Source organism: Halorubrum sp. LN27, assembly GCF_016635065.1.
GTDB classification, from domain to species: domain Archaea; phylum Halobacteriota; class Halobacteria; order Halobacteriales; family Haloferacaceae; genus Halorubrum; species Halorubrum salipaludis.
The window spans coordinates 2,997,473-3,020,785 of the sequence record NZ_JAEPET010000001.1 but is presented as its reverse complement, the minus strand read 5'-3'; the positions used below and the strand labels follow the sequence as shown (position 1 = coordinate 3,020,785).

28 protein-coding genes are annotated in these 23,313 nt (G+C 69.9%); 12 read left to right on the top strand and 16 right to left on the bottom strand.

Annotation, left to right across the window (positions count from 1 at the left end; translation table 11 throughout):
* Positions 1-67: 67 nt before the first annotated feature.
* Together JIN95_RS14955 and JIN95_RS14950 are read left to right on the top strand one after the other, a co-directional pair.
* A complete protein-coding gene (locus JIN95_RS14955) occupies positions 68-727 on the top strand; it encodes an AAA family ATPase (RefSeq protein ID WP_200531979.1) in 660 nt (219 codons plus the stop codon).
* Positions 724-1,176, top strand: a complete 453-nt coding sequence (locus JIN95_RS14950) for an RNA-binding domain-containing protein (protein ID WP_095637199.1) — start codon at positions 724-726, stop codon at positions 1,174-1,176. The genes JIN95_RS14955 and JIN95_RS14950 overlap by 4 nt, the downstream gene beginning before the upstream one ends.
* Before the next feature lie 127 nt (positions 1,177-1,303).
* Here the strand turns inward: JIN95_RS14950 and JIN95_RS14945 are convergent, their stop codons facing one another.
* The 5 genes from JIN95_RS14945 to JIN95_RS14925 all read right to left on the bottom strand — a co-directional run bounded on the left by JIN95_RS14945 (position 1,304) and on the right by JIN95_RS14925 (position 5,188).
* On the bottom strand, positions 1,304-1,882 hold the full coding sequence (locus JIN95_RS14945) for a transporter (protein ID WP_200531978.1): 579 nt from the start codon (positions 1,880-1,882) through the stop codon (positions 1,304-1,306).
* A gap of 69 nt (positions 1,883-1,951) precedes the next feature.
* On the bottom strand, positions 1,952-2,545 hold the full coding sequence (locus JIN95_RS14940; protein WP_200531977.1) for a GNAT family protein: 594 nt from the start codon (positions 2,543-2,545) through the stop codon (positions 1,952-1,954).
* Between the two features lie 72 nt (positions 2,546-2,617).
* Positions 2,618-3,538 carry an EamA family transporter gene (locus JIN95_RS14935; protein ID WP_095637201.1) on the bottom strand — a complete coding sequence of 307 codons (921 nt, stop codon included), beginning with the start codon at positions 3,536-3,538 and terminating at the stop codon, positions 2,618-2,620.
* 102 nt (positions 3,539-3,640) lie between these two features.
* On the bottom strand, positions 3,641-4,312 hold the full coding sequence (locus JIN95_RS14930) for an ArsR family transcriptional regulator (protein WP_095637202.1): 672 nt from the start codon (positions 4,310-4,312) through the stop codon (positions 3,641-3,643).
* A 78-nt stretch (positions 4,313-4,390) separates the two neighbouring features.
* Positions 4,391-5,188 carry an aldolase/citrate lyase family protein gene (locus tag JIN95_RS14925; protein WP_095637203.1) on the bottom strand — a complete coding sequence of 266 codons (798 nt, stop codon included), beginning with the start codon at positions 5,186-5,188 and terminating at the stop codon, positions 4,391-4,393.
* 119 nt (positions 5,189-5,307) lie between these two features.
* Here JIN95_RS14925 and gpmI point away from each other — a divergent pair, with 119 nt between their 5' ends.
* Together gpmI and JIN95_RS14915 are read left to right on the top strand one after the other, a co-directional pair.
* Positions 5,308-6,873 carry a 2,3-bisphosphoglycerate-independent phosphoglycerate mutase gene (gene gpmI, locus JIN95_RS14920; protein WP_095637204.1) on the top strand — a complete coding sequence of 522 codons (1,566 nt, stop codon included), beginning with the start codon at positions 5,308-5,310 and terminating at the stop codon, positions 6,871-6,873.
* Between the two features lie 107 nt (positions 6,874-6,980).
* Positions 6,981-8,123 carry a thiolase family protein gene (locus JIN95_RS14915; RefSeq protein WP_095637205.1) on the top strand — a complete coding sequence of 381 codons (1,143 nt, stop codon included), beginning with the start codon at positions 6,981-6,983 and terminating at the stop codon, positions 8,121-8,123.
* A gap of 59 nt (positions 8,124-8,182) precedes the next feature.
* Here the strand turns inward: JIN95_RS14915 and eif1A are convergent, their stop codons facing one another.
* Together eif1A and JIN95_RS14905 are read right to left on the bottom strand one after the other, a co-directional pair.
* Positions 8,183-8,467, bottom strand: coding sequence for a translation initiation factor eIF-1A (gene eif1A / locus JIN95_RS14910; protein ID WP_004046489.1), 285 nt, complete (start codon positions 8,465-8,467; stop codon positions 8,183-8,185).
* Between the two features lie 133 nt (positions 8,468-8,600).
* Entirely contained in the window at positions 8,601-9,287 is a 687-nt protein-coding gene (locus tag JIN95_RS14905; protein WP_234699217.1) for an AAA family ATPase, read from the bottom strand.
* Positions 9,288-9,429: 142 nt separating this feature from the next.
* On the opposite strand from JIN95_RS14905, the gene JIN95_RS16440 reads away from it, so the two are divergent.
* The 3 genes from JIN95_RS16440 to JIN95_RS14895 all read left to right on the top strand — a co-directional run bounded on the left by JIN95_RS16440 (position 9,430) and on the right by JIN95_RS14895 (position 11,772).
* Complete coding sequence (locus JIN95_RS16440) at positions 9,430-9,564, top strand: hypothetical protein (protein ID WP_255521297.1); 135 nt, start codon at positions 9,430-9,432, stop codon at positions 9,562-9,564.
* Between the two features lie 168 nt (positions 9,565-9,732).
* Positions 9,733-10,464, top strand: a complete 732-nt coding sequence (locus JIN95_RS14900; protein WP_200531976.1) for a carbonic anhydrase — start codon at positions 9,733-9,735, stop codon at positions 10,462-10,464.
* Positions 10,465-10,524: 60 nt separating this feature from the next.
* Positions 10,525-11,772, top strand: a complete 1,248-nt coding sequence (locus JIN95_RS14895; RefSeq protein WP_200531975.1) for a PQQ-binding-like beta-propeller repeat protein — start codon at positions 10,525-10,527, stop codon at positions 11,770-11,772.
* 176 nt (positions 11,773-11,948) lie between these two features.
* On the opposite strand, the gene ndk is transcribed toward JIN95_RS14895, so the two are convergent.
* Genes ndk through rpl7ae form a run of 4 tightly spaced genes read right to left on the bottom strand, consistent with a single transcriptional unit; the run spans position 11,949 to position 13,214 of the window.
* Positions 11,949-12,428, bottom strand: a complete 480-nt coding sequence (gene ndk / locus JIN95_RS14890) for a nucleoside-diphosphate kinase (protein WP_095637208.1) — start codon at positions 12,426-12,428, stop codon at positions 11,949-11,951.
* Entirely contained in the window at positions 12,429-12,617 is a 189-nt protein-coding gene (locus JIN95_RS14885) for a 50S ribosomal protein L24e (RefSeq protein WP_004046480.1), read from the bottom strand.
* A gap of 3 nt (positions 12,618-12,620) precedes the next feature.
* On the bottom strand, positions 12,621-12,845 hold the full coding sequence (locus tag JIN95_RS14880) for a 30S ribosomal protein S28e (protein ID WP_004046478.1): 225 nt from the start codon (positions 12,843-12,845) through the stop codon (positions 12,621-12,623).
* Between the two features lie 6 nt (positions 12,846-12,851).
* Complete coding sequence (gene rpl7ae / locus JIN95_RS14875) at positions 12,852-13,214, bottom strand: 50S ribosomal protein L7Ae (protein ID WP_095637209.1); 363 nt, start codon at positions 13,212-13,214, stop codon at positions 12,852-12,854.
* A 301-nt stretch (positions 13,215-13,515) separates the two neighbouring features.
* Here rpl7ae and JIN95_RS14870 point away from each other — a divergent pair, with 301 nt between their 5' ends.
* The gene (locus JIN95_RS14870) at positions 13,516-15,000 is read left to right on the top strand and encodes a 5'-nucleotidase C-terminal domain-containing protein (protein WP_200531974.1); all 1,485 of its coding nucleotides are present in this window, start codon (positions 13,516-13,518) and stop codon (positions 14,998-15,000) included.
* A gap of 15 nt (positions 15,001-15,015) precedes the next feature.
* On the opposite strand, the gene JIN95_RS14865 is transcribed toward JIN95_RS14870, so the two are convergent.
* On the bottom strand, positions 15,016-15,333 hold the full coding sequence (locus tag JIN95_RS14865) for a DUF5785 family protein (RefSeq protein ID WP_095637211.1): 318 nt from the start codon (positions 15,331-15,333) through the stop codon (positions 15,016-15,018).
* Between the two features lie 160 nt (positions 15,334-15,493).
* Here JIN95_RS14865 and JIN95_RS14860 point away from each other — a divergent pair, with 160 nt between their 5' ends.
* Positions 15,494-17,920, top strand: coding sequence for a methyl-accepting chemotaxis protein (locus JIN95_RS14860; protein WP_200531973.1), 2,427 nt, complete (start codon positions 15,494-15,496; stop codon positions 17,918-17,920).
* 129 nt (positions 17,921-18,049) lie between these two features.
* Entirely contained in the window at positions 18,050-19,219 is a 1,170-nt protein-coding gene (locus JIN95_RS14855) for a glutathione-independent formaldehyde dehydrogenase (RefSeq protein WP_095637374.1), read from the top strand.
* Positions 19,220-19,276: 57 nt separating this feature from the next.
* On the opposite strand, the gene JIN95_RS14850 is transcribed toward JIN95_RS14855, so the two are convergent.
* Positions 19,277-19,444: a hypothetical protein gene (locus tag JIN95_RS14850; protein ID WP_198951548.1), complete on the bottom strand. Its 168-nt coding sequence runs from the start codon at positions 19,442-19,444 to the stop codon at positions 19,277-19,279.
* A 163-nt stretch (positions 19,445-19,607) separates the two neighbouring features.
* On the opposite strand from JIN95_RS14850, the gene JIN95_RS14845 reads away from it, so the two are divergent.
* Positions 19,608-19,760, top strand: coding sequence for a hypothetical protein (locus JIN95_RS14845; RefSeq protein WP_004046465.1), 153 nt, complete (start codon positions 19,608-19,610; stop codon positions 19,758-19,760).
* 15 nt (positions 19,761-19,775) lie between these two features.
* On the opposite strand, the gene JIN95_RS14840 is transcribed toward JIN95_RS14845, so the two are convergent.
* A complete protein-coding gene (locus JIN95_RS14840; protein ID WP_200531972.1) occupies positions 19,776-20,900 on the bottom strand; it encodes a GTP-binding protein in 1,125 nt (374 codons plus the stop codon).
* A 101-nt stretch (positions 20,901-21,001) separates the two neighbouring features.
* Between JIN95_RS14840 and JIN95_RS14835 the strand changes: the two genes are divergently transcribed.
* Positions 21,002-21,499, top strand: coding sequence for a hypothetical protein (locus JIN95_RS14835; RefSeq protein WP_095637214.1), 498 nt, complete (start codon positions 21,002-21,004; stop codon positions 21,497-21,499).
* Between the two features lie 375 nt (positions 21,500-21,874).
* Here JIN95_RS14835 and JIN95_RS14830 read toward each other — a convergent pair whose 3' ends face one another.
* Together JIN95_RS14830 and JIN95_RS14825 are read right to left on the bottom strand one after the other, a co-directional pair.
* The gene (locus JIN95_RS14830) at positions 21,875-22,234 is read right to left on the bottom strand and encodes a hypothetical protein (protein WP_200531971.1); all 360 of its coding nucleotides are present in this window, start codon (positions 22,232-22,234) and stop codon (positions 21,875-21,877) included.
* Positions 22,231-23,268, bottom strand: coding sequence for an Mrp/NBP35 family ATP-binding protein (locus JIN95_RS14825; protein WP_095637216.1), 1,038 nt, complete (start codon positions 23,266-23,268; stop codon positions 22,231-22,233). Before JIN95_RS14825 ends, JIN95_RS14830 begins: the two co-directional genes overlap by 4 nt.
* Between the last annotated feature and the right edge of the window lie 45 nt (positions 23,269-23,313).

Here is a 23,313-nt window from a genome sequence, read left to right as displayed (position 1 = left end):
CGGTCGGTCGGCGAGGCTCGCGGCCCCAACAGCAGACCTAAGTCCGGCACGGGACTACTCGCCGCTAATGAACGTCATCGGAACCGTCGGCCTCCCCGGCAGCGGGAAGGGGGAGGCGGCGAACGTGGCCGAGGAGGCGGGGATCCCGGTCGTCGTCATGGGCGACGTGATCCGGGCGGAGTGCCGCCGACGCGGGCTCGACCCGGCCGAACACCACGGTCGGATCGCCGGCGCGCTCCGCGAGGAGGAGGGCGACGACGCGATCGCCGCCCGGACGCTCCCGCTGATCCGCGAGGCGGCGGCCGAGAGCGACCGCGAGGCCGTCCTCGTCGACGGGCTCCGCTCGACCGTCGAACTGGAGCGGTTCCGAGAGGCCTTCGGCGACGACTTCACGCTGGTGGCTGTCCGCGCGCCCTTCGAGCTCCGCGCCGAGCGGCTCGACGAGCGCGGCCGCGACGACTCCGACTCCGACCTGGAGGCCCTCCGCGAGCGCGACGCCCGCGAGCTCGAGCTCGGCCTCGGCGAGACCCTCGACCGGGCCGACGTCGAGATCGACAACACCGGGACGCTGGCGGCGTTCCGGCGGCGGGTCCGAGAGGTACTCGGCGTCGCGGACGGCGAGGCGAGCGAGGAGAGCGCCGACGGCGGCGCGGCGGGCGACGCCGATCCGGATCCGGAGTCCGACACCGACCCCGCGGCCCCGAACGCCGGAGGTGACGGCTCGTGATCTACAGCGTCGACGTGCGGATCGAGGCCCCAGTCAACGACACCGAAGTCACCGATCGGGTCGCCGACGCGGTCGAGAACGTGTTCCCGGACGCGGAGCCGGTCCACGAGGACGGGATGCTGGTCGCCGAGGCGCACGCCCTCGACGCCTTCTCCGACGTGCTCCACGAACAGGAGATCCTCGACACGGCCCGCCGGGTGTTCCTTCAGAACAGCACCGACGAGGGGTTCGACTTCTCCTTGAAGAAGCAGGCGGCGTTCGAGGGCGTCGTCAACTTCGCGGTCGGCGAGCCGGACGAGCTCGGCGAGATCGACGTCGAGGTCCGCGTCCGGGAGCCCGACGTCGAGGCGTTCATCGACTACGTCGCGCCCGAGACGGACGAGGGGCGCCCCGTCGATCCCGCCCGGGAGTACGGCGACCGGATCGACCCCGAGGACGCGGAGTACTGACGGCTCTGGCGGTTTTGGCGGTACCGGCGCTACGAGCGGTTCTGGCGGTTTTGGCGGTACCGGCGCTACGAGCGGTTCTGGCGGTTTTGGGTACGCCGCCGAAAAGTCGAGTCGCCGCTTCTCGGAGTCAGTCGCTCAGCAGCGACGAGGCGGCGCCGCCGATCGCGCCGAAGACCACGGGGTAGACGGCGCCGGCGAGCAGCACCGCGGTGACGAGGTCGGGCGCCACCGTCCCGTCACCGACGGAGTACCGGAACAGGAAGGCCCCGATCACCGCGAGGGGGAGGTAGCCGGCGAGGACGAACGCGCCGGCCTGCGCCCCGTCGGCCGGATCGGACGCGCCGGCGGTCCGGCCCGCGACGAGGCCGGCGACGATAAGGAGGAGCGGGGGGAGGACGAACAGCAGCGACAGCGACCCCCCGTCGGCCTGCGTGATCAGGTTCCCCGACTGCGCGCCGCCGATCAGCGAGGGGGCGTTGACGTCGACGAAGTGGGCGTTGTAGAACATCCACCCCGCGGCCTGCCAGGTGGAGATCGGGTCGCCGCCGAACAGGTCGGCGAAGAAGTTGATCCCCGAGAGGCCCTCCTCGATCCGGTCGCCCTGCGTCACGTACACGACGAGATAGCCGAGGACGTACGCGACGGCGCCAGCCGCCGCGCCGCCGACGATTCCCTGCGTTCGGTTCGATCGGTCGGGGACAGACATGTGCTCGGTGTCGTTTCGGCGGTCATAAGTGTCTGTTGGGTCGGTGTGCTCGGTGCCGACCGTGTTCCGCTACTCCGTCGCCTCGCGCCACTCGCCCTGCGAGATCGAGTACCGGACCTCGTCGTGGACGCTGCCGTCCGTGAACGTGATGTGGTTCCGCAACAGCCCCTCGCGGCGGCCGCCGAGCCGGTCGACGTACTTCTCGATCGCCCGCCGCGACTTGTCGTTCTCGGGGAGGTGGCTCACGGCGACGAGGTCGAGATCGAGGTCGTCGAAGGCGACCTCGGCGAGGGCGGCGGCGCGCTCGCCGGAGTAGCCGCGGCCCCAGAACCGCTTGCGGAGCCAGGTGCCGAGGACCGCGGTCCGTTTCTCCCAGTCGACGGTGAAGCCGCCGAAGCCGGCGATCTCGCCCGCGCCCTCCTCGCCCTCGCGGGGGCGGATGACGTAGCTCGCCGCCTCGTCGTCCTCCCAGCGCTCGCGGCCGCGCTCGAGGAACTCCAGCGTCTCCTTCTTCGTCTCGTGGGGGTCCCACGTGACGTGTTCGGTCACCTCGTCGATCCCGGGGTCCGACGAGCAGATCCGGTAGCAGTCGTCGAGGTCGACGTTCTCGGGCCACCGCGGCTCCAGTCGCAGCCGGTCGGTCTCGATCGTCTCGGGGAACATACCCGCCCGTCTCGCGGGTGCGTATAAAAACCACCTCGGGAGTGGGGGATGGTACCGTCCGTCAGTACCTCGTCACTCGACCACGCCGTACTCGCGGAGGGCGTCCCTGAACGCCGCCCGCTTCACGAGGAGGAAGCCGAGGCAGATGATCAGGAAGCCCGCGACGGTGTTGAGGGTGATCGCCTCCCGCAGGAACAGCCACCCGGAGACCGCGGCGAACACCGGCGCGACGTACGAGACGAGGTTGATCTCGATCGGGCCGAGCCGGTCGAGGAGATCGAAGTAGATGAGGAAGCCGAGCCCGCTGGCGACGACCGAGAGGTAGCCGAGCGCGAGGAGCGCCTCGGCGGTCCACGCCACGTCGGCGGCCGACTCGCCGAGCCCGAGCGACAGCAGGTGCATCAGCGCCGCGCCGAGGAGCATCGACCACGCCTCCATCGTCTCGATCGGGAGGTCGGCGTCGGACGCCCGCGTCAACACCGACCCGAGCGCGAACGACGCGGCCGCCAGCAACACGAGCAGCTTCGGGACCGTGCCGCCGCCGGCGAGGTTGCTCGGGTCCGGCGCGGCCAGCACGACCGCCCCCACGAGACCGACGAGGAGACCGATCACGCCGACGACCGTCAGCCGCTCGGAGGGGAGGAAGGCGCGCGCGAAGACGGTCGTCAAGACGGGCGAGAGGCTGACGATCACGGCCGCGACCGCGCTCGTCACGGCCGGATCGGTCTCGCCGACGAAGAGGAACGCGTGGTAGGCGGCGATGATCAGCGTCGCGCCGACGGCGACGACGGCCCACTCGTCGCGCCCCCGCGGGATCGGGTCGTCGACGACGTACGCCGCGTACGCGAGCATGACGACGCCCGCGACGTCGTACCTGAACGCGGCGAACAGCACGGGCGGAAAGTACGCCAGCCCGGCCTTGATCGCCATGAACGCCGACCCCCACACCGCGGCGAGGACGAGGAACAACGCGAGATTCCGTGCTCTGCTCACGCGTCGACCTCTCCCGGGCGCGCGCCAAAAGGTTCCGGAAGCGGCCGACTGTGCGGGGACCGGTGCGCCTCGGCGGCGACTCTCGACCGCTGGCCCCGCGCCCTACCGGATCCGGTAGCGGTCCACGTCGGCGGAGCCGTCGCGGGCGACGACCCCCACGTCCGCGAGCCGCCGGAGGGCGTCGGCGACCGTCTCCTCGCGGGCGCCGACCTCGTCTGCGACCGCCGCGGGGGTGCCGTCGGTCTCGACCAGCGCGGCGAGGACCGCCGCGAAGAAGCGGCTGTCGGACTCGGTGCCGAGCCGCTCGTCGATCTCGGCCAGCGTGTCCTCGACGCGGCCCTGCACCCACCGCTGGGCCAGCGAGAGCTCCCGATCGAGGTTCTGGAGCCGACCGAACTCGTCGGCGAGGTCGGCCAGGTCGCTCGACGACCCGGACCCGTCGGGGACCTCTATCGAGAGGTGTTGGCACCGGGCCGCCATGTCGAAGCTGTTCTTCGCGGGGTACGCGCTCTTCGCCCCGAAGCCGTACGGGGAGACGCTCACCTCCAGTCGGAGGCTCCGGGCGATACGGAAGTACTTGCGGCGCTGGTCGTCGGTGGTCGACTCGATGAGGCCGGCCTCCTCCAGCTTCCGCAGGTGGTCGATGACCGCCTTGGGGCTCACGTCGAGGTACTCCGAGATCTCCGTGACGTAACAGGGCTTGGTGGCGAGCAGCCGGAGGATGCGCCGCCGGTTCTCGTTGCCGAGGAGATCGAGCAGTACCGCGGAGTCCATTAACGTATGGTTAGCGTCGGAGAGGGAAAAGGGTGACTTCCCCGGCGCCCGTCGAGCGTCACTCCGCGTCGTCGGGCGTCACTCCGCGTCGCCGTCCTCGTACGCGTCGAGCCAGCCGGAGACGGTCTTCTGGAGCGCTCCGGTGGTGCTACCGAGATTCAGGATCTGGTATCCCTCCGTCGCCTTCTCGTCCGCGTCGTCGACGCCGAAGGCGAGCCCGCCGACCGGCACGCCGGCCGCGATCGCCTTCGATCGGACGGTCTCGACCGCCTCCCGCACCTCCGGGTGGTCGATCTCTCCGGGATGGCCGAGCGAGACGGACAGGTCGAACGGCCCGAGGAAGACGAAGCCGAGCTCCGGGACGTCAAGGATCGCGTCGATGTTCTCGACGGCGGCCGCGGTCTCGATCGTGGTACCGACCATCGTCTCGGCGTCCTCGGTCTCCACGTAGTCGTCCGCCAGGCCCCATCGGCGCGCCCGCGGCGCGGCGAGCCCGCGGTCGCCGGGCTCGTCGTCGTACTCGAACCGGGCGGACGCGACGGCCTCGCGGACCTCGGCCGCGCCCTCGACCCGCGGCAGGAAGACGTTCCTGACGCCCAGGTCGAGCGCCTTCCGCACGAGCGCCGGGTCCGAGTCGGGCAGCCGGACGAGCAGCTCGACGCCGGTCCGCTCAGCGGCCCGGAGGAGGTTCTCGATCAGGCCCGCGTCCCACGGGTCTGGCCCGCCGTGTTCCAAGTCCAGCCAGACGAAGTCGACCCCGACCTCACCGTACAGTTCGACGAGATTCGGGCTGTACGCGTTGTCGAGCAGTCCGAGCGCGACCTCGCCGTCCGCCACCGTCGCCGCGAGTTCGTTCGTGCGCGAGTGAGTTCCCATCGTCCGTCACGTCGGTCGCCGCGGACAAACCGTTGTGGGGTCGACGGGCGCCCGGATCCCGGGACCGCCGGGGCGACGCGAGGCGAAGAGTAGTTACCTCGCCCACGGAAACGAGGGGTATGGAAACGGCGCTCATCATTCTCGACGGCTGGGGGCTCGGCGGCGGCGCAGGAGACGGCGAGCGCGGGGAGACGGTCGATCCCTCGGGACGTCCCGCGGGCCGCGACGCGGTCGCGGCGGCCGACACGCCCGCCTTCGACGCTGCCACCGAGCGCGGCGCGGACGGCCGCCTCGTCGTCCACGGGCGGCGCGTGGGGCTCCCGGAGGGGCAGATGGGCAACTCCGAGGTCGGCCACCTGAACATCGGCGCGGGGCGGGTCGTCAAGCAGGCGTACACCCGCATCACGGACGCGCTCGCCGAGGGGTCGCTCTCGGACAACGACGCCGTCGCGGCCGCGCTCGACCACGCTGACTCGACCGGTGGACGGGTCCACTTCATGGGGCTCGTCTCTGACGGCGGGGTCCACTCGGACGTGGAACACCTGCTCGCGCTGATCGACGCGGCGGCCGACGCCGGGGTGCCGGCGACGAGCCACGCGTTCACCGACGGCCGCGACACCGCCCCGGAGATCGCCGACGAGTTCCTCGCGGACGTGACGGCGAAGGCCGACGAGCGCGGAACCGGTCACGTCGCGACCGTGACGGGACGCTACCACGCGATGGACCGCGACGAGAACTGGGAGCGCACGCGGAAGGCGTACGACGCGATCGTCTCCCGCGACGCCCCGCACGAGGCCGAGAGCGCGGTCGCGGCGGCCCGCGAGGCCCACGCTCGGGGGGAGACCGACGAGTTTGTCGAGCCGACGCTCGTGGCCGACGAGCCGGCGCTCGATGACGGAGACGCCGTGGTCTTCTTCAACTTCCGGGCGGATCGCGCCCGCCAGCTGGTCCGGATGCTCACCGACACGCAGCCCGCGTGGGAGTTCGATCTCGACCAGCCCGATATCCGCATGACCACGATGACCGAGTACGACGAGACGTTCGAGTTCCCGGTCGCGTTCCCGCCGCAGATCCCGGCGAACACGATCGGCGAGGTGGTCTCAGACGTCGACGGCACCCAGCTCCGGATCGCGGAGTCGGAAAAGTACCCGCACGTCACCTACTTCCTTAACGGCGGGAGGGAGGTGGAGTTCCCCGGCGAGAATCGGACCATCGTCGAGAGCCCGGACGTGTCCACCTACGACCAGCAGCCGGAGATGTCCGCCCCGGAAGTGACCGACGAGGCGGTCGAGACGATCGCCGAAGACGACCCCGACCTGCTGGTGTTGAACTACGCGAACCCCGACATGGTGGGCCACACCGGCGACTTCGACGCCGCGGTCGAGGCGGTCGAGGCGGTGGACGCCCAGCTCGACCGGCTCCTCGACGCGGTCGCCGACGCGGGCGGCCACGCGGTCGTGACGGCCGACCACGGCAACGCCGACGACATGGGGACCCCCGAAGACCCCCACACCGCCCACACGTTCAACCCGGTCCCCTTCGTGTACCTGACGCCCGACGGCGACGACGGGGGACGAGCGGTCCGCGAGGGCGGCTCGCTCTGTGACATCGCCCCGACGCTGCTCGATCTGATGGGGCTCGACCGTCCGGAGGAGATGACCGGCGAGGGCCTCTTGACGGAGTAATTCGGGGGACGATCGCTCCCGGGTCGACGCGTGATAAACGATAAACCCCGGTCAGATTCACTCGGGTTCCACGCCGTTTTAAGTCCCTGACGCGCCAGCGATCGATCATGACAGACGGGACCACGCCGGTTATCGCCGCCGCCTACCGAACGCCGCAGGGACGCGACGGGGGCGTCTACGCCGACGTCCGCAGCGAGGACCTCTCGACGCGGCTCATCGACCACACGCTCGCGGAGACGGGGCTGACGAGCGACCACGTCGACGACCTGATGTGGGGCGTCGCCCAGCAGCGGACGGAACAGGACAACAACGTCGCGCGCGTCATCGCGCTGCTCTCCGATCTGGGCGAGTCGGTGCCGGCGACCTCGATCAACCGCTGGTGCGCCTCCTCGATGCAGGCGATCATCTCGGCGTCGGACGCGATCGCGGCCGGGAACCGCGACTGCATCATCGCCGGCGGCGTCGAGAACATGAGCCGCGTCCCGATGGACGGCGACTCCTACCAACACCTCCATTCCGAGCTCTCGGAGCAGTACAACGTCTTCCAGCTCCAGATGGGGATGACCGCCGAGAAGGTCGCCGAGGAGTACGACGTGAGCCGCGAGGCGCAGGACGAGTACGCGGCCCGCAGTCATCAGCGCGCCGCCGAGGCCACCGAGTCGGGCCGCTTCGACGACGAGATCGTCCCCGTGGAGACCGACGAGGGGCTCGTGGAGGAAGACGAGGGGATCCGCCCGGACACGACGCCCGAGAAGCTCGCCGGCCTCTCGCCCGCGTTCACGGGGGACGGCACGGTGACCGCCGGGAACTCCTCGCAGATCTCCGACGGCGCGTCGCTGACGCTCGTCACGAGCAAGGCGTTCGCGGAGGACCACGGCCTCGACGTGCTCGCGGAGGTCGGCACGAACAACGTCGCCGGCGTCGACCCCACCGTGATGGGGATCGGCCCGGTGCCCGCGACCCGCGGCCTGCTCGACCGCGCCGGCCGGAGCATCGACGACTACGACCTCGTGGAGCTCAACGAGGCGTTCGCCTCCCAGTGCGAGTACTCGCGGCGCGAGCTCGGGATCGACGAGGAGCAGTACAACGTCAACGGCGGCGCCATCGCCATCGGTCACCCCCTCGGCGCGTCCGGCGCGCGGCTCCCCGTCACCCTGATCCACGAGATGGAAAAGCGGGACGCCGACCGCGGGCTCGCGACGCTCTGCGTCGGCTTCGGGCAGGGCGCGGCGATAGAGTTCAGCAGATAGCGCTCGGCGCCGTCGCTCGGGAGATTAAAAACACCTTCCGGTGACACCGCGCCGCGGAGTTACTGGATGTGGCCTTCGCGCCGGAGCTGGTCCGCGTCGTCGTCGTCGTACCGCCACTCGACGTTCGCCTTCTCGTCCTGCCAGTCCCACGGCTCCGCGAGGACCACGTCGCCCTCGCTGATCCACGTCCGGTACTTCATGCGGCCGGGGATCCGGCCCATCCGCGTCTCGCCGTCCACGCAGCGCAGTCGCACGTGGTTCCCGCCGAGGTGTTCCGTCACCACGGCGAACACTTCGTCGTCGTTGGGCATTCGGAGGTTCCGACGCCCGGATTCTTCGCTCATACACTACATATGACGGTGGGCCGTATAAGTGATGGGAGATACGTGTGCGCGTTTCTCGTGCGAACCTGTGTCGTGCAAACTGGTGGCACGACACGGGGAGTCCGGTCACCGCGACGCCGATCGCCGCCCGCGCTCACTTCCCGTCGCCCGGTTTCGCGCCGAACGCGGCGTCGACCTGCGCGAACGTCTCCGCCTGATCGCCGGAGTTGTCGACGACGACGTGGTCGGTCTCGATCCGGTCGAACAGCTCCTTGAAGTGGAGGTGGACCTCGAAGTCGGCGTCGCTGATCCCGTCGCGGCGCTCGATCCGGCGCTCGACGACCGGCTCGTCGCACTCGACCTCGACGAGCGCGAACCCGCCCGCGACGCTCTCGCCCACCTCGCGGGCGTCGGCGCGGAACCGGGCGTCCGCGAACGTCGCGTCGAGGACGACGGCGGACCCGGCGGCGACGCGGTCGCGGGCGCGGTCGATGAGCTCCGCGTACACCGCCTCCGTCTCCTCGTCCGTGTACGCCGGCTCGTCGAACAGCTCCTTCCGGATCACGTCGGTCCTGAGGATCTCGCCGTCGACGTGACCGGCGACCCGCTCCGCCACCGTCGTCTTGCCGACCCCCGGCAGCCCGCAGACGACGACCAGCACTCCGCCCCCGGACGCGGCGGCGGTCGTCGATCCGGCCGCCGGGTCGACGGCGGCCCCTCCCTCGGAGGGCGGGTCAGGCGGATCGGCGATCGCCCCCCGAGGTCCCCCGTCGTCGGCCGCGTCACCGTTCGACATCGGCGCCCCCTCGGTTCCGGCCGTCGGCCGTCCTCCGTCACTCATCCATCCGCACAGTCCGTCGAGAGGTAAATGAAGCTTCCCTTCAGGGGCGGTCGAGGGACGATTTGCTCCGGCTCGGGAGTCCGCCGAACCGAGCGCCCCGCCGAGCGAAGCGTTCAAACCCCGTCGCCACGACGGGTCTCGCATGGAAGACATGGAGTCGCTCGTGCTCGATCAGGACGAAGAGGCCCTCTCGCCCGCGGTGGTGGTGGCGACGATCGCCCTCCTCGCGGTCTTCGTCGTCGGATTCCTCGTGCAGATCGTCGGCCTGATCGCCTGATCGTTTGATCGCCCGGATCGCCGCCGAGCCGATCCCGACCGTTTTCCCCAGATTTTTGCGGCCTCCGACCCCGATTCTCGCCACGTCCGTTCCCGATTCTCGCCACGTCCGTTCCCGATTCTCGCCACGTCCGTCTCCCTTTTCAGACTCGGGAGCGAGTCGGCGGGTATGGGACGCGACCTCCTCATCGATCTCCTCTCGCGCAACGACGAGCACGTCGCGTCGCTCGGCGCGGACGCCCTCGCGGCCCAGCGCGACGGCCAGCGTCCCCCGGTCGTCTCCGTCTGCTGTTCGGACTCGCGCGTGTCGCAGGAGGGCATGTGGGCGGTCGATCGACCCGGCTTCCTCTTTACCGCCGGCAACATCGGGAATCGCGCCACCGACCGCGTCGACGGCGAGCGCGTGCTCGCGGGTAGCGTCGCGTACCCGCTCGCCTACACCGGCACGGAGGCGCTCGCGGTCGTCGGGCACACCGGGTGCGGCGCGATCGGTGCGGCCCTCGCCGCGGTGCGGACGGGCGAACTCCCCGACGAGCCCGGCGTCAGGGCCGACGTTGAAGAGCTCGTCCCGATCGTCGAGTCCGGGATCGACGCGCTCGAAGGCGACGGTAGCGAGAAGAGCGGCGGCGGGACGGACGACTCAGGCGACGAGAGCGACGAGGCCGCCGGCCTCCGCAACCGCCTCGTCGAGTACAACGTCCACGAACAGGTCGCGATGGCTCGCGAGACCGAAACCGGCGCCGACGCGGACGTGTACGGCTTCGTCTACGACTTCCACGGCGCCTACGGCGGCCGCGACGGAGCGGTCTACCTCGTGAACGCCGACGGCGAGCGCGACCCCGAGGTCCTCCGCGATCTGGTCGGGCCGTCGCACGCGGACCACGTCGCCACGCTGCTGTAGGCCTCCTCGTCGCCCGCCGCATCCGACAGGGGTATCACGCCGACGACCGAACCCCAGGTAATGGACCGCCGCGTTCTGTTCGCGAGCCTGATCTTGTTCGCCGGCGGCGCGACCGGCGTCGGGGTCGCCCTCTTCGCGTTCGTCGGCCTCGACGACGTTACGGCGGACGCCGAGGTCGTCTGGGAGTCGGAGCCCGTCGCCGGCGACGACGGCACCGGCGCGGTCGTCGCCACGATGGACGGCGACCCGCTCGTCCTCCAGCCGACGGTCGAGGACGGCGCCCCGACGATACGCGCCACCGCGGTGGGCGGCGACGTGGAGTGGCGAACGGGGGTCGGCGGGGCGGACGGCGACACCGGCGACACCGGCGACGGGAACGGCACGGATCCCCCGGCGACGAGCGGGCTGGCCGCCGGCGAACTCGGCGGCGACGAGGTCGTCGCGTTCACGACCGAAGCCGGCTCCCTCGTCGTGATCGATCCGACCGACGGCACCGAGCGATTCGCGGTCGACCTCGGCGGATCGGGCGGACTCCGACCGGCGATCGGCGACCTCGACGGCGACGGTGACGGCGAGGTCGCCGCGGTCACGACCGACGGACGGGTTCGCGCGGTCGACGCGGGCGGAGAGACCGTGTTCGAGACCGACCTCGACGCCTCGGTGAAGCGTCGGCCGCTGGCGGTCGACTTCGGCGGTGCCGGGGGCGACGCCGTCCGCGGGCTCGCGGTCGCGACCGCGGTCGACGGCGAGCGTTCGATCAGCCTGCTCGACGCGAGCGGCGAGGTGCGATGGACGACGACTCCGTCGGTCACCCCCCTGAGTTGGAGCGCGGCCGACACCCGGAGCGGTCCGGTGCTCGCGCTCGGCGGCGCGAACGGGAACCTTGAGACGCTCGACGTCGCCGACGGCGGGAGCCGCTACGAGGTCGGACTGCAGGACGAGCCCGTCACCGTCGGCGACGCGGACCCCGGTCGCGTCTACGTCGGCGGGAGCGGAAGCGTCTGGGCGGTCGACCTGCTCGACGGCGAAGTCGTCTGGAAGCAGCAGTACGGCGGCGACACCCGGGTGAACGCGCCCGGCGTCGCCGACGTCGACGGCGACGGCTCTCCCGGCCCGGTGGCGGTGAATCAGAACGGCGGCGTGCTCGCGCTGAACCAGAACGGCGAGGCGATCGCGCGCGGCGATATCGGTGGACCCGGCGGCGCCGTCGTGTACGCGGGCCCGCTGTTCGCGGACGCGACCGGCGACGGGACCGCGGAGGTACTCGTGGTCGCCGAGGACGGTCGGATCGTCGCGCTGTCCGACTGAAGACTGAGCGGCCGGGTCGCGGAGCTCGTCGGGACGTGTTTATCACTCGGTCCGTGTCCGGTTCGCGTCGCAGTCGCCGAATTTCAGATGTGATTTCACCGGAAACGAGGTGTGTCGAAATAGCTACCGCTCGCGGGAACGCGGAGGTCGACGAAAACGGAACGCGGCGTCGCCGTTCAGTGCTGCTCGTCCTCGTACACCCACGCGGCGGTGTCGAGGCCGTAGTCGACGAGCTCGTCCTCGTCGAAGAACAGGTCGATCTCGCGTTCGTTCGCGCCCTCGTCCTCGTGGTCCGACGCGTGGATCACGTTGTGGCCGAGGTCTAAGCCGAAGTCGCCCCGGATCGTGCCCGGGGCGGACTCGGCGGGGTCGGTCTCGCCGACCATCGCGCGGACCTGTCGGGTCGCGTCAGCGCCCTCCCACACCATCGCGAAGACGGGGCCGGAGGTGATGAACTCGACGAGGCCGTCGAAGAACGGCTTGCCCTCGTGCTCGCCGTAGTGCTCGTGGGCGAGTTCCTCGTCGATCTGCATGAACTTGCCGCCGACGAGCTTCAGGCCGCGCTCCTCGAAGCGAGAGACGATCTCGCCGATGAGGCCGCGCTGGACGCCGTCCGGCTTCACCATCACGAAGGTGCGCTCGTCGTGGTGGCTCATCTACTCGCCACCCTGGTTGCGCCCTTCCTCGGTCCACTCGAGGTCGCGCGCCTCGCGGCCGAGGAAGTAGTTCTTCTCCGCCTTCGAGTCGACGAAGTGGAGGATCTGTCCGTCCTTCTTGACGTACATCGTGCCCGTGCCGGGCTCGATCTCCTCGCCGGTGTAGTCGCAGGTTCGTGTCTCGACCATTGGTTATCGCCCTCCGATGGAGTCGGCGTCGCGCTGGGTCTCCCGGAGCTGGAGCACGTCGCCCATGCGGACGGGACCCAGGACGTTCCGGGTGATGATCCGGCCCTGGTTCGATCCTTCCTGGATGCGGCACTTGACCTGCATGGCCTCGCCGTGCATCCCGGTCTTGCCGACGACCTCGATGACCTCCGCGGTCGTCGAGTCGCCGGTGCCCTCTTCTGCGCTCATGGGTGGTTATCGGAGCTCCGCGACCTTCTCGCCGATGTCCTCGACGTCGTCGTCGGCGTCGCCGGCGTCAACGACGGCGGCGGCGGCCGAGCCGACTTCGAGGCCGGCGGCGTGGCCGACTTCGTCCTGCGTGTCGACGAAGACGACCGGGATGCCCTTCTCCTCGGCGAGTTCGGGGAGGTGCATCACGATCTCCTCGGGGGAGACGTCCTCGGCGACGATGACGAGGTCCGCGTTGCCGCGCTCGACGGCCTTCGTGGTCTCGTTGGTTCCTTTCTTCACGGTACCGGTGTCTCGGGCGACCTCGAGCGCCTCGAGCGATCGCTCGGCGAGGTCGGCTGGGGTTTCGTAGTCTACGTAAACGGGCATATGTTGTTCACCTATCCTCCGCGCGGGCTCGCGTGCTCGCACCGTGGTCGGTCCCTAACGGCACGGCACATCATCAACCCCGCAGAGGCTGTGAAGCGACGTAGTCCGGACATCCATAAAAGCGCTTTCAATGTCCTGCGCGTGTGCGAGCGGGGCTCACGGGGCCCGGACCCGCCGCACCCGCGGCGTTCGCGACGATAACTCGGGGCCGTCTCGCCGCGCCCACGCCGCGCCTCGACGGCGATCCGCCGCCGAACTCCGCGCTTTTTAAGCGTCGCTCGCCCCTCCCTCCGCACATCGAATGGTCCGTCTCGTTCACTACTCCGACATCGAGAACGTCTTCGACGCCCCGGAGCGGGCGGCCCGCCTCGCCGGCCGGATCCGAGAGCTCTCGGGCCCGGACGCCGCCGTCGTCGCCACCGGTGACACGACCGCGCCGGGCGTCCTCTCGCTGGTCGCGACCGGCCGGCAGGTCCTCGACTTCTACGCCGCGACGGACACCCGCCTCGACACGTTCGGCAACCACGAGTTCGACTACGGGCCGGACGCCCTGCGCGGGCTGGTGGGCGACGCCACCGCGACGTTCGTCTCCGCGAACGTCCGCGACGAGAACGGGGACCCCTTCGGCCGCGACGAGGGGGTCGTCCCGTGGACGACGCGACGGATCGACGGCGCGACCGTCGGCTTCGTCGGCGTCACCGACCCCGCGACCGACTCGCTGAACCCGATGGCCGCCGACCTCGCCTTCGACGACCCGGTCGCCGCCGCGCGGGACGCGCTCGCCGAGATGCGGGACGAGGTCGCCGAGAACGGCGACGGACTCGATCACGTCGTCGTCCTCTCGCACCTCGGCGCGGGCGACGACGACCTCGCCCGCGAGCTCGACGTGGACGCGATCCTCGGGGGCCACGTCCACAGCCCGCGCAACGAGCGCGTTGGCGACACCCTGCTCGTCCGTCCCGGCGTCAACGGCGAGGCCGTCGTCGAGGTCGAGTTCGGCGGCTCGGTGGCGGCCGACGGCGCCGGCGCGGTCGACGGTGCGGAAGGCGCTGAGGGCGCGGGAGCGACCGGCGCCGACGACCCCGCCCCCACCGCGACCCTCCACGAGCCGGACGGCGCCGAACCGCTCGCCGCGCTCCAGGCCGCCCTCGAAGAGCGGATGGCGGCCGCCGACCTCGACGAGGTCGTCGACCGCGTCGACGAGCCGATCGAGCGGACCGGCGAGATCGTCCACGGCGGGGAGTGCCGCGTCGGCAACTTCGTCGCGGACGCGTTCCGCTGGGTGCTCGACGCCGACGTTGGGCTGTCGAACGCCGGCGGGCTCCGGCAGGGCGACCCGTGGCACGGCGACGTGACGAAGGCCGACCTGATCAGCCTGATCCCGTTCGAGGAGCCCGTGGCGCTCGCGTCCGTCACGGGCGCGGAGCTCCGCGACGTGTTCCGCGAGATGGCCGCCCCCGACGTGGACTTCGGCGAGGACGACTGGTGGCACGGCCACGTCTCGAACGCCCGGGTCGTCTGGGACGCCGACGCCGAGCTGGTTCTCGAGGCCACGGTCGGCGGCGAGCCGATCGACCCCGAGGCGCGCTACACGGTCGCCGTCTCGGAGTACCTGCTCCACTCCGACCACGAGTTCCCGACGCTCGCGCAGCGCCACCGGATCGACGAGGCCGACATCCAGTACGAGGTGCTCGCCGACTACGCCCGTGAACGCGGGATCGACCCGCGGATCGAGGGGCGGATCGAGATCCAGAATCGGCGGGAAGTCGCCGGCGAAAGTCGGTGAGAAAACGGAAAGACCCTACGCGCTGCCGTCGACGAACTGCTCTGCGCCCTCGTAGAACCAGTAGCCGTTCTCGCGCATCGCGCGCCCGAGCTCCTGGTGGAACTCGACGAAGTCGGCGAACTCCTCCTTCTCGACGCCCTCGAAGATCTCCTCGACGGAGACGACCGTCTCGTAGTCGATCCGGATCGGGTGGTCGCCGTACTGCTCGACGTAGTCGGCGGCCGACAGCGGGAAGTCCTCCTCCTCGTCGACCTTCTTCGCGAGCACCGCGTGCCCGTACTGCCGCCTGCCCTCGCTCCCCTGTTCGCCGTCGGGGTCGTGTGGCCAGTCCATACCCGCGAATTCACCGGGACCGGGCATAGTCATTACGGAACACACGGCGGGCGTCGTCGCCGCGACCGGGCCGACGCCCGTCGACATCCATGCTCCGTTGATTATCCTAACTGATAATCATCTACCCAAGTTTATAAACAGGTGAGAGAATCGCGGTGTAATGCCTCCTGACGAGGATTCAGGCGCCCTCCGGACCCTCTACGACCGCATTCGCGGGCGGTACCTCTTCAAGATCGCGGCGGTGATACTGGTCGTCTCGGCGGTGTTGCTCGGGGCGGGCGCGCTCGCGTTCGACCAGGTCCAGGCGAGCGTTGAGTCCGACGCCCGAGAGACGCTGGTCTCGTCGGCCGAGCGCGAGGCCGAGGGGATCGAGGGGTTCATCGAGGAGGGGAACGACCACGCGCGCCGCATCTCCGCGGAGCGCCGGGTCCAGTCGTCGAGCGAGAACGTGATCCGCGACGAGCTCCGGAACAACGACCGGATCCTCCCGGAGTACGTCGTCGACATCCACTACTACGACCTCGTGTCGAACGAGATTGTGGTGAGCACCGCGACGGAGCGAGAGGACACCACGGTTCGGATCGACGACCGACCGTGGGCGGTCGGGCCCGCCGGATTCGCCGGTCCCGACCAGGTCCGGTCGTTCGAACCGTACGCCGTCGACGGGGAGACCCGGCTCGCGTTCGTCAGCCGGATAGAGAACACGCCGGGGATGGCGATCGTGGTCACGACCAGCCTCGCGGACCGGGGCGCGATCCTGAGCCCGCCGGTCGAGGGCGCGAACATGGAGATCGTCTCGGCGCAGACCGAGCGGGTCGCGCTCTCCGCGAACAGCGACGCGATCTTGGGGGAGTACTTCCTCATCGAGGAGCTCCCGCACCTCGAGACCACGAGCGACGAACCCCGCGTCGACGAGGTCTCGGGCGCGGGGCAGGACGTCGTCGACGCCGACCGGATCGTCGCCGCGAGCGTCCCGGTCGACAACAAGCCGTGGACGGTCGTCGTCGCGGCGCCCGAGGGGCAGGTGTACGGCACCGTCGGCGACGTGACCCGGAGCGTGCTGCTTTTGATCGGGATCGCCATCCTCGGGCTCGTCGCGGTGGGCGCGTTCATCTCTCGGGACGTGAACGGCTCCGTCGACGAGCTGCGGGGGTACGCCGAGGCGATCGAGGCCGGCGACCTCGACGTCGACATCGACCGCTCGCGGACCGACGAGTTCGGGCAGCTCTCCGGGCTGTTCGACCGCATTCGGAACACCATGCGCGAGCAGATCGAGGCGGTCGAAGAGTCCGCCGCGGAGGCGGCCGAGGCCCGCGAGGAGGCGGAGGCGCTCTCCGGGCACCTCGAGCGGAAGGCGGACGAGTACGGCGAAGAGATCGACGCGGTCGCCGACGGCAACCTCACGCGCCGGCTCGACCCCGAGAGCGACAGCGAGGCGATGACCGAGATCGCGACCTCGGTGAACGAGATGCTCGACCGCGTCGAGGGGCTGGTCGTGGCCATTCAGGACGCCGCCGAGACCGTCGGCGAGCGGAGCTCCGAGGTGACCGCGTCCGCCGAGGAGGTGGAGTCGACGAGCGTCGACGTCGCGGAGAGCGTCGAGGAGATCTCCGTGGGCGCCGAGAGACAGGAGGAGAACCTCTCGACCGCGGCCGCCGAGCTCAACGACCTCTCGGCCACCGTCGAGGAGATCGCCTCCTCGACCGACGAGCTGGCGGCGCAGTCGGCAGGGACGGCGGAGTCGGGCGAGGACGGCCGCGAGCAGGCGAACGCCGCGATCGACCACATGGACCGGATCGAGGCGGAGATGGGGAGCACCGTCGACGAGATGGCGGACCTCCGCGATGAGGTCGAGCGGATCGGCGAGGTGGTCGGGCTGATCGACGACATCGCCGAGCAGACGAACATCCTCGCGCTCAACGCCTCCATCGAGGCCGCCCGCGCGGGGGAGGCGGGCGAGGGGTTCGCGGTCGTCGCCCGCGAGGTGAAAGAGCTCGCGGAGGAGACGGCCGAGGCGACGACCGAGGTCGAGTCGCTCATCGAGGGCGTGGAGGACTCCACCCACTCCGTCGCGGACGACATGTTCGCCATGGAGGAGGACGTGGAGCGCGGTCGCGAGATCGTCGACGACACCGTCGACACGCTGGAGGCGATCGTCGAGGAGGTGTCTGACGCGAACGCCGGGATCCAGTCGATCAACGACGCCACCGACGAGCAGGCCGACTCGACGCAGGAGGCGGTCGCGATGATCGACGAGGTCTCGGAGGTGAGCGTCGAGACCGCCAGCGAGGCCCAGAACGTCTCCGCCGCCGCCGAGGAGCAGACCGCGGCGATCTCGCAGATCTCGTCGAGCGCGGAGTCGCTGTCGAGCCGCGCCGACGAGCTCCGGGGGTTGGCGGACCAGTTCGAGGCGCGCGACGACCGGGCGGACGAGGGAGACGGCGACGGGAGCAGCGACGACGAGACCGCCGAGAGCGAGATCAGCGACGACGCCTTCGAGCCGGCGACGGCCCGGGACCCGTCCCGACGCTCGTCCGCACGGGACGAACCGGGGGTCGACGATCCGGTCCCGTCCGACGACGACTGATTCCCGAACCGGCCCGTCCCGCGCCGGCGAGTCGACGCGTAGTTGAATTATACCTCAATTTATTAACTGTATAGTATAATGTAAAAACGTTTAGATTACTCGGTGTCCATCGATCACACGGATCACATCATGAGAGCCGTTGTATACCAAGGCCCGTACGACGTGGCCGTAGAGGAGGTAGACGACCCGGAGATCGAACACCCGAACGACGTCGTCGTCGACATCACGACCTCGTGTATCTGCGGGTCCGACCTCCACATGTACGAGGGGCGGACCGCCGCCGAGGAGGGGATCGTGTTCGGTCACGAGAACATGGGGATCGTGAGCGAGGTCGGCGAGGCCGTCTCGACGCTGGAGGAGGGCGACCGCGTCGTGATGCCATTTAACGTCTCGTGCGGCTTCTGTCAGAACTGCGAGGAGGGGTACACCGGCTTCTGTACCAACGTCAACCCCGGCTTCGCCGGCGGGGCGTACGGCTACGTCGCGATGGGCCCGTATCCGGGCGGACAGGCGGAGAAGCTGCGCGTCCCGTACGCGGACCACAACGCGCTGAAACTGCCCGAGGGACGCGAACACGAGGACGCGTTCTCGCTGCTCGCGGACATCTTCCCGACCGGGTGGCACGGCACCGAGCTGGCGAACCTCGAGTCGGGCGAGTCCGTCGCCATCTTCGGCGCCGGGCCGGTCGGGCTGATGGCCGCCTACAGCGCGAAGATCAAGGGCGCGGCCGAGATCTACGTCGTCGACCAGGTGCCGAGCCGACTGGAGCTGGCCGAGGAACACTGCGACGCCCACCCGATCGACTTCTCCGAGGGCGACCCGGTCGACCAGATCATCGAGGAGCACGGCGGGATGGTCGACAAGGGCGTCGACGCGGTCGGCTATCAGGCGACCGACCCCGACGACGTCGACACCGACACTGAGGACTACTCCTACCAGCCGGCCAAGGAGAACCCGGCGGTCGTCATCAACAACCTCATCCGCGTGGTCCGGCCGACGGGCGAGCTGGGCATCCCCGGCCTGTACGTGCCGGAGGACCCGGGCGCGCCGGACGACATGGCCGCGCAGGGGCGGCTCGGCATCGACTTCGGGAAGTTCTTCGAGAAGGGGCTCAAGTGCGGCACGGGCCAGTGTAACGTGAAGGAGTACAACCGGTACCTCCGCGACATGATCATCGAGGGTCGCGCCGACCCGAGCTGGGTCGTCTCGCACCGCGTCGACCTCGAGGAGGCCCCCGACATGTACGAGGCGTTCGACGCCCGCGAGGAGGGCGTCACGAAGGTCCTGCTCGAGCCCTGAGTCGACGACGCGAAGCCTCGCCGCCGCCGGTCCGACTTTTTCTCACCGCGCCGCGGATCAGGCCCGGAGCCACGCCTTCGGGTGCTCATCACGGAGGTGCGACTGGTACCGCCCGACGAGCTCCGGATAGCCGTCGGCGACGCAGTGCCAGCCGCAGTGCTCGCAGGTGCGTTCGACCGCCTCGTCCCCGCCCTGTACGTGTCCGCCGCGCCTGTAGGTGACCATGTGTGTCTCGTCGCGGGCCGATCGCGTCGATAGGTACCGTACGTCACGCGGGGGGTTCACTCTGTCGGCGCTCGGGGGACGTGGTCCCCTCGTCTCCGTCGAGGTGCACTCTCCCGCTCGCACCGCCGAAACCGGTTTGTCGGTTCCGCGCGTTGCGACCCGTATGTGTAAGTACTGCAACTGGGCGTTCCACGACGGCTGGGGGGAGCTGCTGAAGTACGACGACGTCTACCAGTCGGCCGTCGGCGCCGAGACCGAGTCCACCCACGGGTTCCACGAGGACTGGGACGACCTGCAGGCGGAACTGGGGATCTGACGGGGCGTCGCCCCTTCAGATCGGGAACGCGTCCGCGCTCTCGACGGCCTCGGGAGCGGCGGCCGCCAGCGCGTCGAGCTCGTCGCGGATCCGCGCTTCGTCCATCTCGCTGCCGATGAACACGAGCCGCGTGCGGCGGTCGCCGTCCGCCCCCCACTCGCCGATCGGCCCCGCCTGCACCGAGGGACCGGCCTGACTCACGCCGATGACCTCGTCGGTGCCCGCGACGTTGGCGACCCCCTTCGCCCGCACGACGGCCCCGTCCCAGTCGCCGAGCCAGTCCGCGAACGGTTCCGGATCGAGAGCGTCGGCCGAGCGGTAGACGAACGAGTCGACCCCGTGGGCCGCGGCGGCGCCCTCGCCGTGGTCGTGACCGCGGTGGTCGCCGCGGGGCTCGCCGCCGTCTCCCGACTCGCTCTCCGCAATCGCGCGCTTCCACCCCGGCGAGCGCTTCGCCGTCTCGAAGTCGAACCGCCCCGTGCCGAGCACGTCACCCGGGTCGACCTCGGAGTAGCTCGTCCGAATTCGCTTCGCCCGGGGACCGAGCCGGTCCGCGACCGACTCGATCTCGTCGAGCACGTCGTCCGGGACCATGTCCGTCTTGTTCAACACGAGCACGTCGCAGAACTCGATCCCCTCGACGAGCACGTCGGCGAGGGGGCGGTCCGCCGCCGGCTCCCCGTTACCCGGCAGGCTCTCGCCGGCGTCGAACTCCTTCCAGAACCCGTAGGTGTCGAGGACGGTCACCATCGTGTCGAGCCGGAAGCGCTCGGTCGGGTCGACCTCGGAGTCCTCGGTCCCCTCCGTGAACGCCCGCGCGACCGGGATCGGCTCGGAGATGCCCGACGACTCGACGAGGAGGTAGTCGAACTGGCGCGAGTCCGCGAGCGACGCCGCCTCGCTCAGCAGGTCGTCCTGCAGCCGACAGCAGATACAGCCGTTCGAGAGGTCGACGATCCCCTCCTCGTCGTTCTCGCGCGCGACGAGCTCGGCGTCGACGTTCACCTCGCCCATGTCGTTCAGGATGACGGCGATCCGCCTGTCGCCCGGGTTCGCGAGCAGGTGGTTCACCATCGTCGTCTTCCCGGCGCCGAGGAACCCGCTGAGAACCGTCACGGGGGTCCGGTCGTCGTCGCTCATGTGTGTTACCATGAGCCGTGCTAACAGTATGAAACGATCGATCGGGTCCCTCCGACGCCGACGCCACAAAGCCTATCGCCGCGTCGAACGCATCCGCCCTCATGCGCCGCAGAGCCCTCCTCGCGACCGCGGCCGCCGTCTCGACTACCTCGCTCGCCGGGTGTCCCACGCCCCCGTGGGGCGAGATTCCCGAAACCATCGACGGCGCCGAGGTGACCTTCCGCCGCGAACACACCGGCGAGTTCGACCCCGGCGACAGCGACGCCTTCGACGCGGCCGAACTTCGCCGCGAACTCGATCGGGAGCCGCCCCGACTCCTCGTCAGGGGGCGAACGATGGGCGGCGTGCAGGACTGTTACCGGGTCTCGCTGATCGAGGCGACGCGTTCGGCCGACCTGCTGTCGATCCGGATCGCGATCGAGAAACGTCCGCTGATAACCGCGTGCAACGACGCCGCCGAGTCTCACCCCTACGAGGTGGCGGTCGCGTTCACCGAGCCTCCGGTTCCCGAGCGCGTCGAAGTCCGCCACGGTGAGGACACGGTGTTAGCGGAAACGGTGTCAGTGACCCGTGATCTCGGATCGCGAGTTCATAAGTGAGCCGCGGCGGCGCGCGCCGCCGAGCGCCCATCGGGCGCGAGGTGCGCGTGCGAGGGAGATCGGCCGGCCCTTATAAGCGCCGGCCGACGAGGCTGGGGAGGCGTGAGGTGCGGTTGCGGTGTGGGCGCTGAAACCGTTCACCGTCGATCCGTAGACGGCCAGTTATAAGCGAACGGTTGGGGACTTTGAGCGCATTCTCCCTCGATCCGCGGACAGCTGTTTATAAGCAATCAGCTCGGGATCTGCGGTCTTCACCACGGAGCCGCTGTGAGTTACTTATAAAAGATCGGCTGGAGCGTTGGCCGTGTTTGTCGTCGATCCACAGACAACCATTTATAAAAAGTCGACAACCACGTGGCGATCGCCGACCGCGTCCTATCGCTCGATCCCGCCCTGCGCTTTGATCTGCATGATGTGCCGGACGTTCAGGTAGATCTCCTCCGGCGAGGTCTGTTCGTCGGGGTCGTACAAGTCCGACACGCGGTAGAGGATCGCCGAGAGCTGCTTGCTCTCGGAGCTGTCCCCCCGCACGTCCTCGGCGATCTCGCGGAGGAACGAGCGGACCTCGTCGTCCTCGGCGAACGCCTCGTCGGCCGCGGACGCGGCCGACTCCGGGACGACCGGATCGATGCCGGCGGCGTCGAGGGCGTCGGGTTCGTCGCCGTTCGCGTCGTCGTTCTCGGCGCCCTCGTCGTCACTCTTGCCGCTCTTGCCGTCTCTACCGTCCCCGCTCATCGCCCCCGGCTCACCCCGCGGCGGCGCACGACGCCGGCGTTGTTCGCGACGTTCTCCACGATCACTTTGAAGGCGTCCGCGGTTTCGCCCTCGTTGAGCACGACTGGCTCGCCGTCGTCGCCGCCGGTCCGGACCGCCGGGTCGAGCGGGACGCCGCCCAGGAAGGGGAGGTCCTGCTCCTGCGCGAGGGCCTTCCCGCCGCCGGAGCCGAAGATCTCGTGGAACCCGCCGCAGTCGGGGCATCTGAACCCGGCCATGTTCTCGGCGATCCCGAGGACGTTCGTGTCGTGTTTCCCGAACATCCGGAGCCCCTTCGTCGCGTCGTCGAGCGCGACCTCCTGCGGCGTCGTGACGATCACGGCGCCCGTCAGCGGGAGCGTCTGGAGGATGGTGAGCTGCGTGTCGCCGGTGCCCGGCGGGAGGTCCATCACGAGGTAGTCGAGTTCGCCCCACTCGACGTCCTCGACGAGCTGGGTGATGATCTTGTGGACCATCGGCCCGCGCCAGATCACCGGGTCGTCCTCGCCGGTGAGGAAGTCCATGCTCATCAGCTTCATGCCGAACTGCTCGGAGGGGACGATCGTTTCGCCGTCGGTCTCGGGACGCTGCTCGGCCGACACCATCCGCGGGACGTTCGGCCCGTACACGTCGGCGTCGAACAGGCCGACCCGCGCGCCCATCTCCGAGAGCCCCGCCGCGATGTTGACCGCCATCGTCGACTTCCCGACGCCGCCCTTCCCCGAGGCGACCGCAATCACGTTTTTCACGCCGGGGAGCACCTGCTCGTCCGCGTCCAGATCGTCCGGGATCGACGCCGACAGCTCCACGTCGAGGCCGGTGTCCGCGAGCGCGTCCCGCACGTCGTCGGCGATCGCCGACTCGTGCGGCGAGAACGGGGCGCCGAGCGCGAGCGAGATGCGGACCTCGTCTCCGTCCACCTCGATGTCGTTCACCAGCCCGAGCGAGACGATGTCGTCGCCGAGGTCGGGGTCCTGCACGTCGGCGAGCCGCTCTCGCACGTCCGCTTCGTTCATGTCGAAAGGGAGGGCGGTGGCCCGAATAAGGGTTCTGTACGTGCG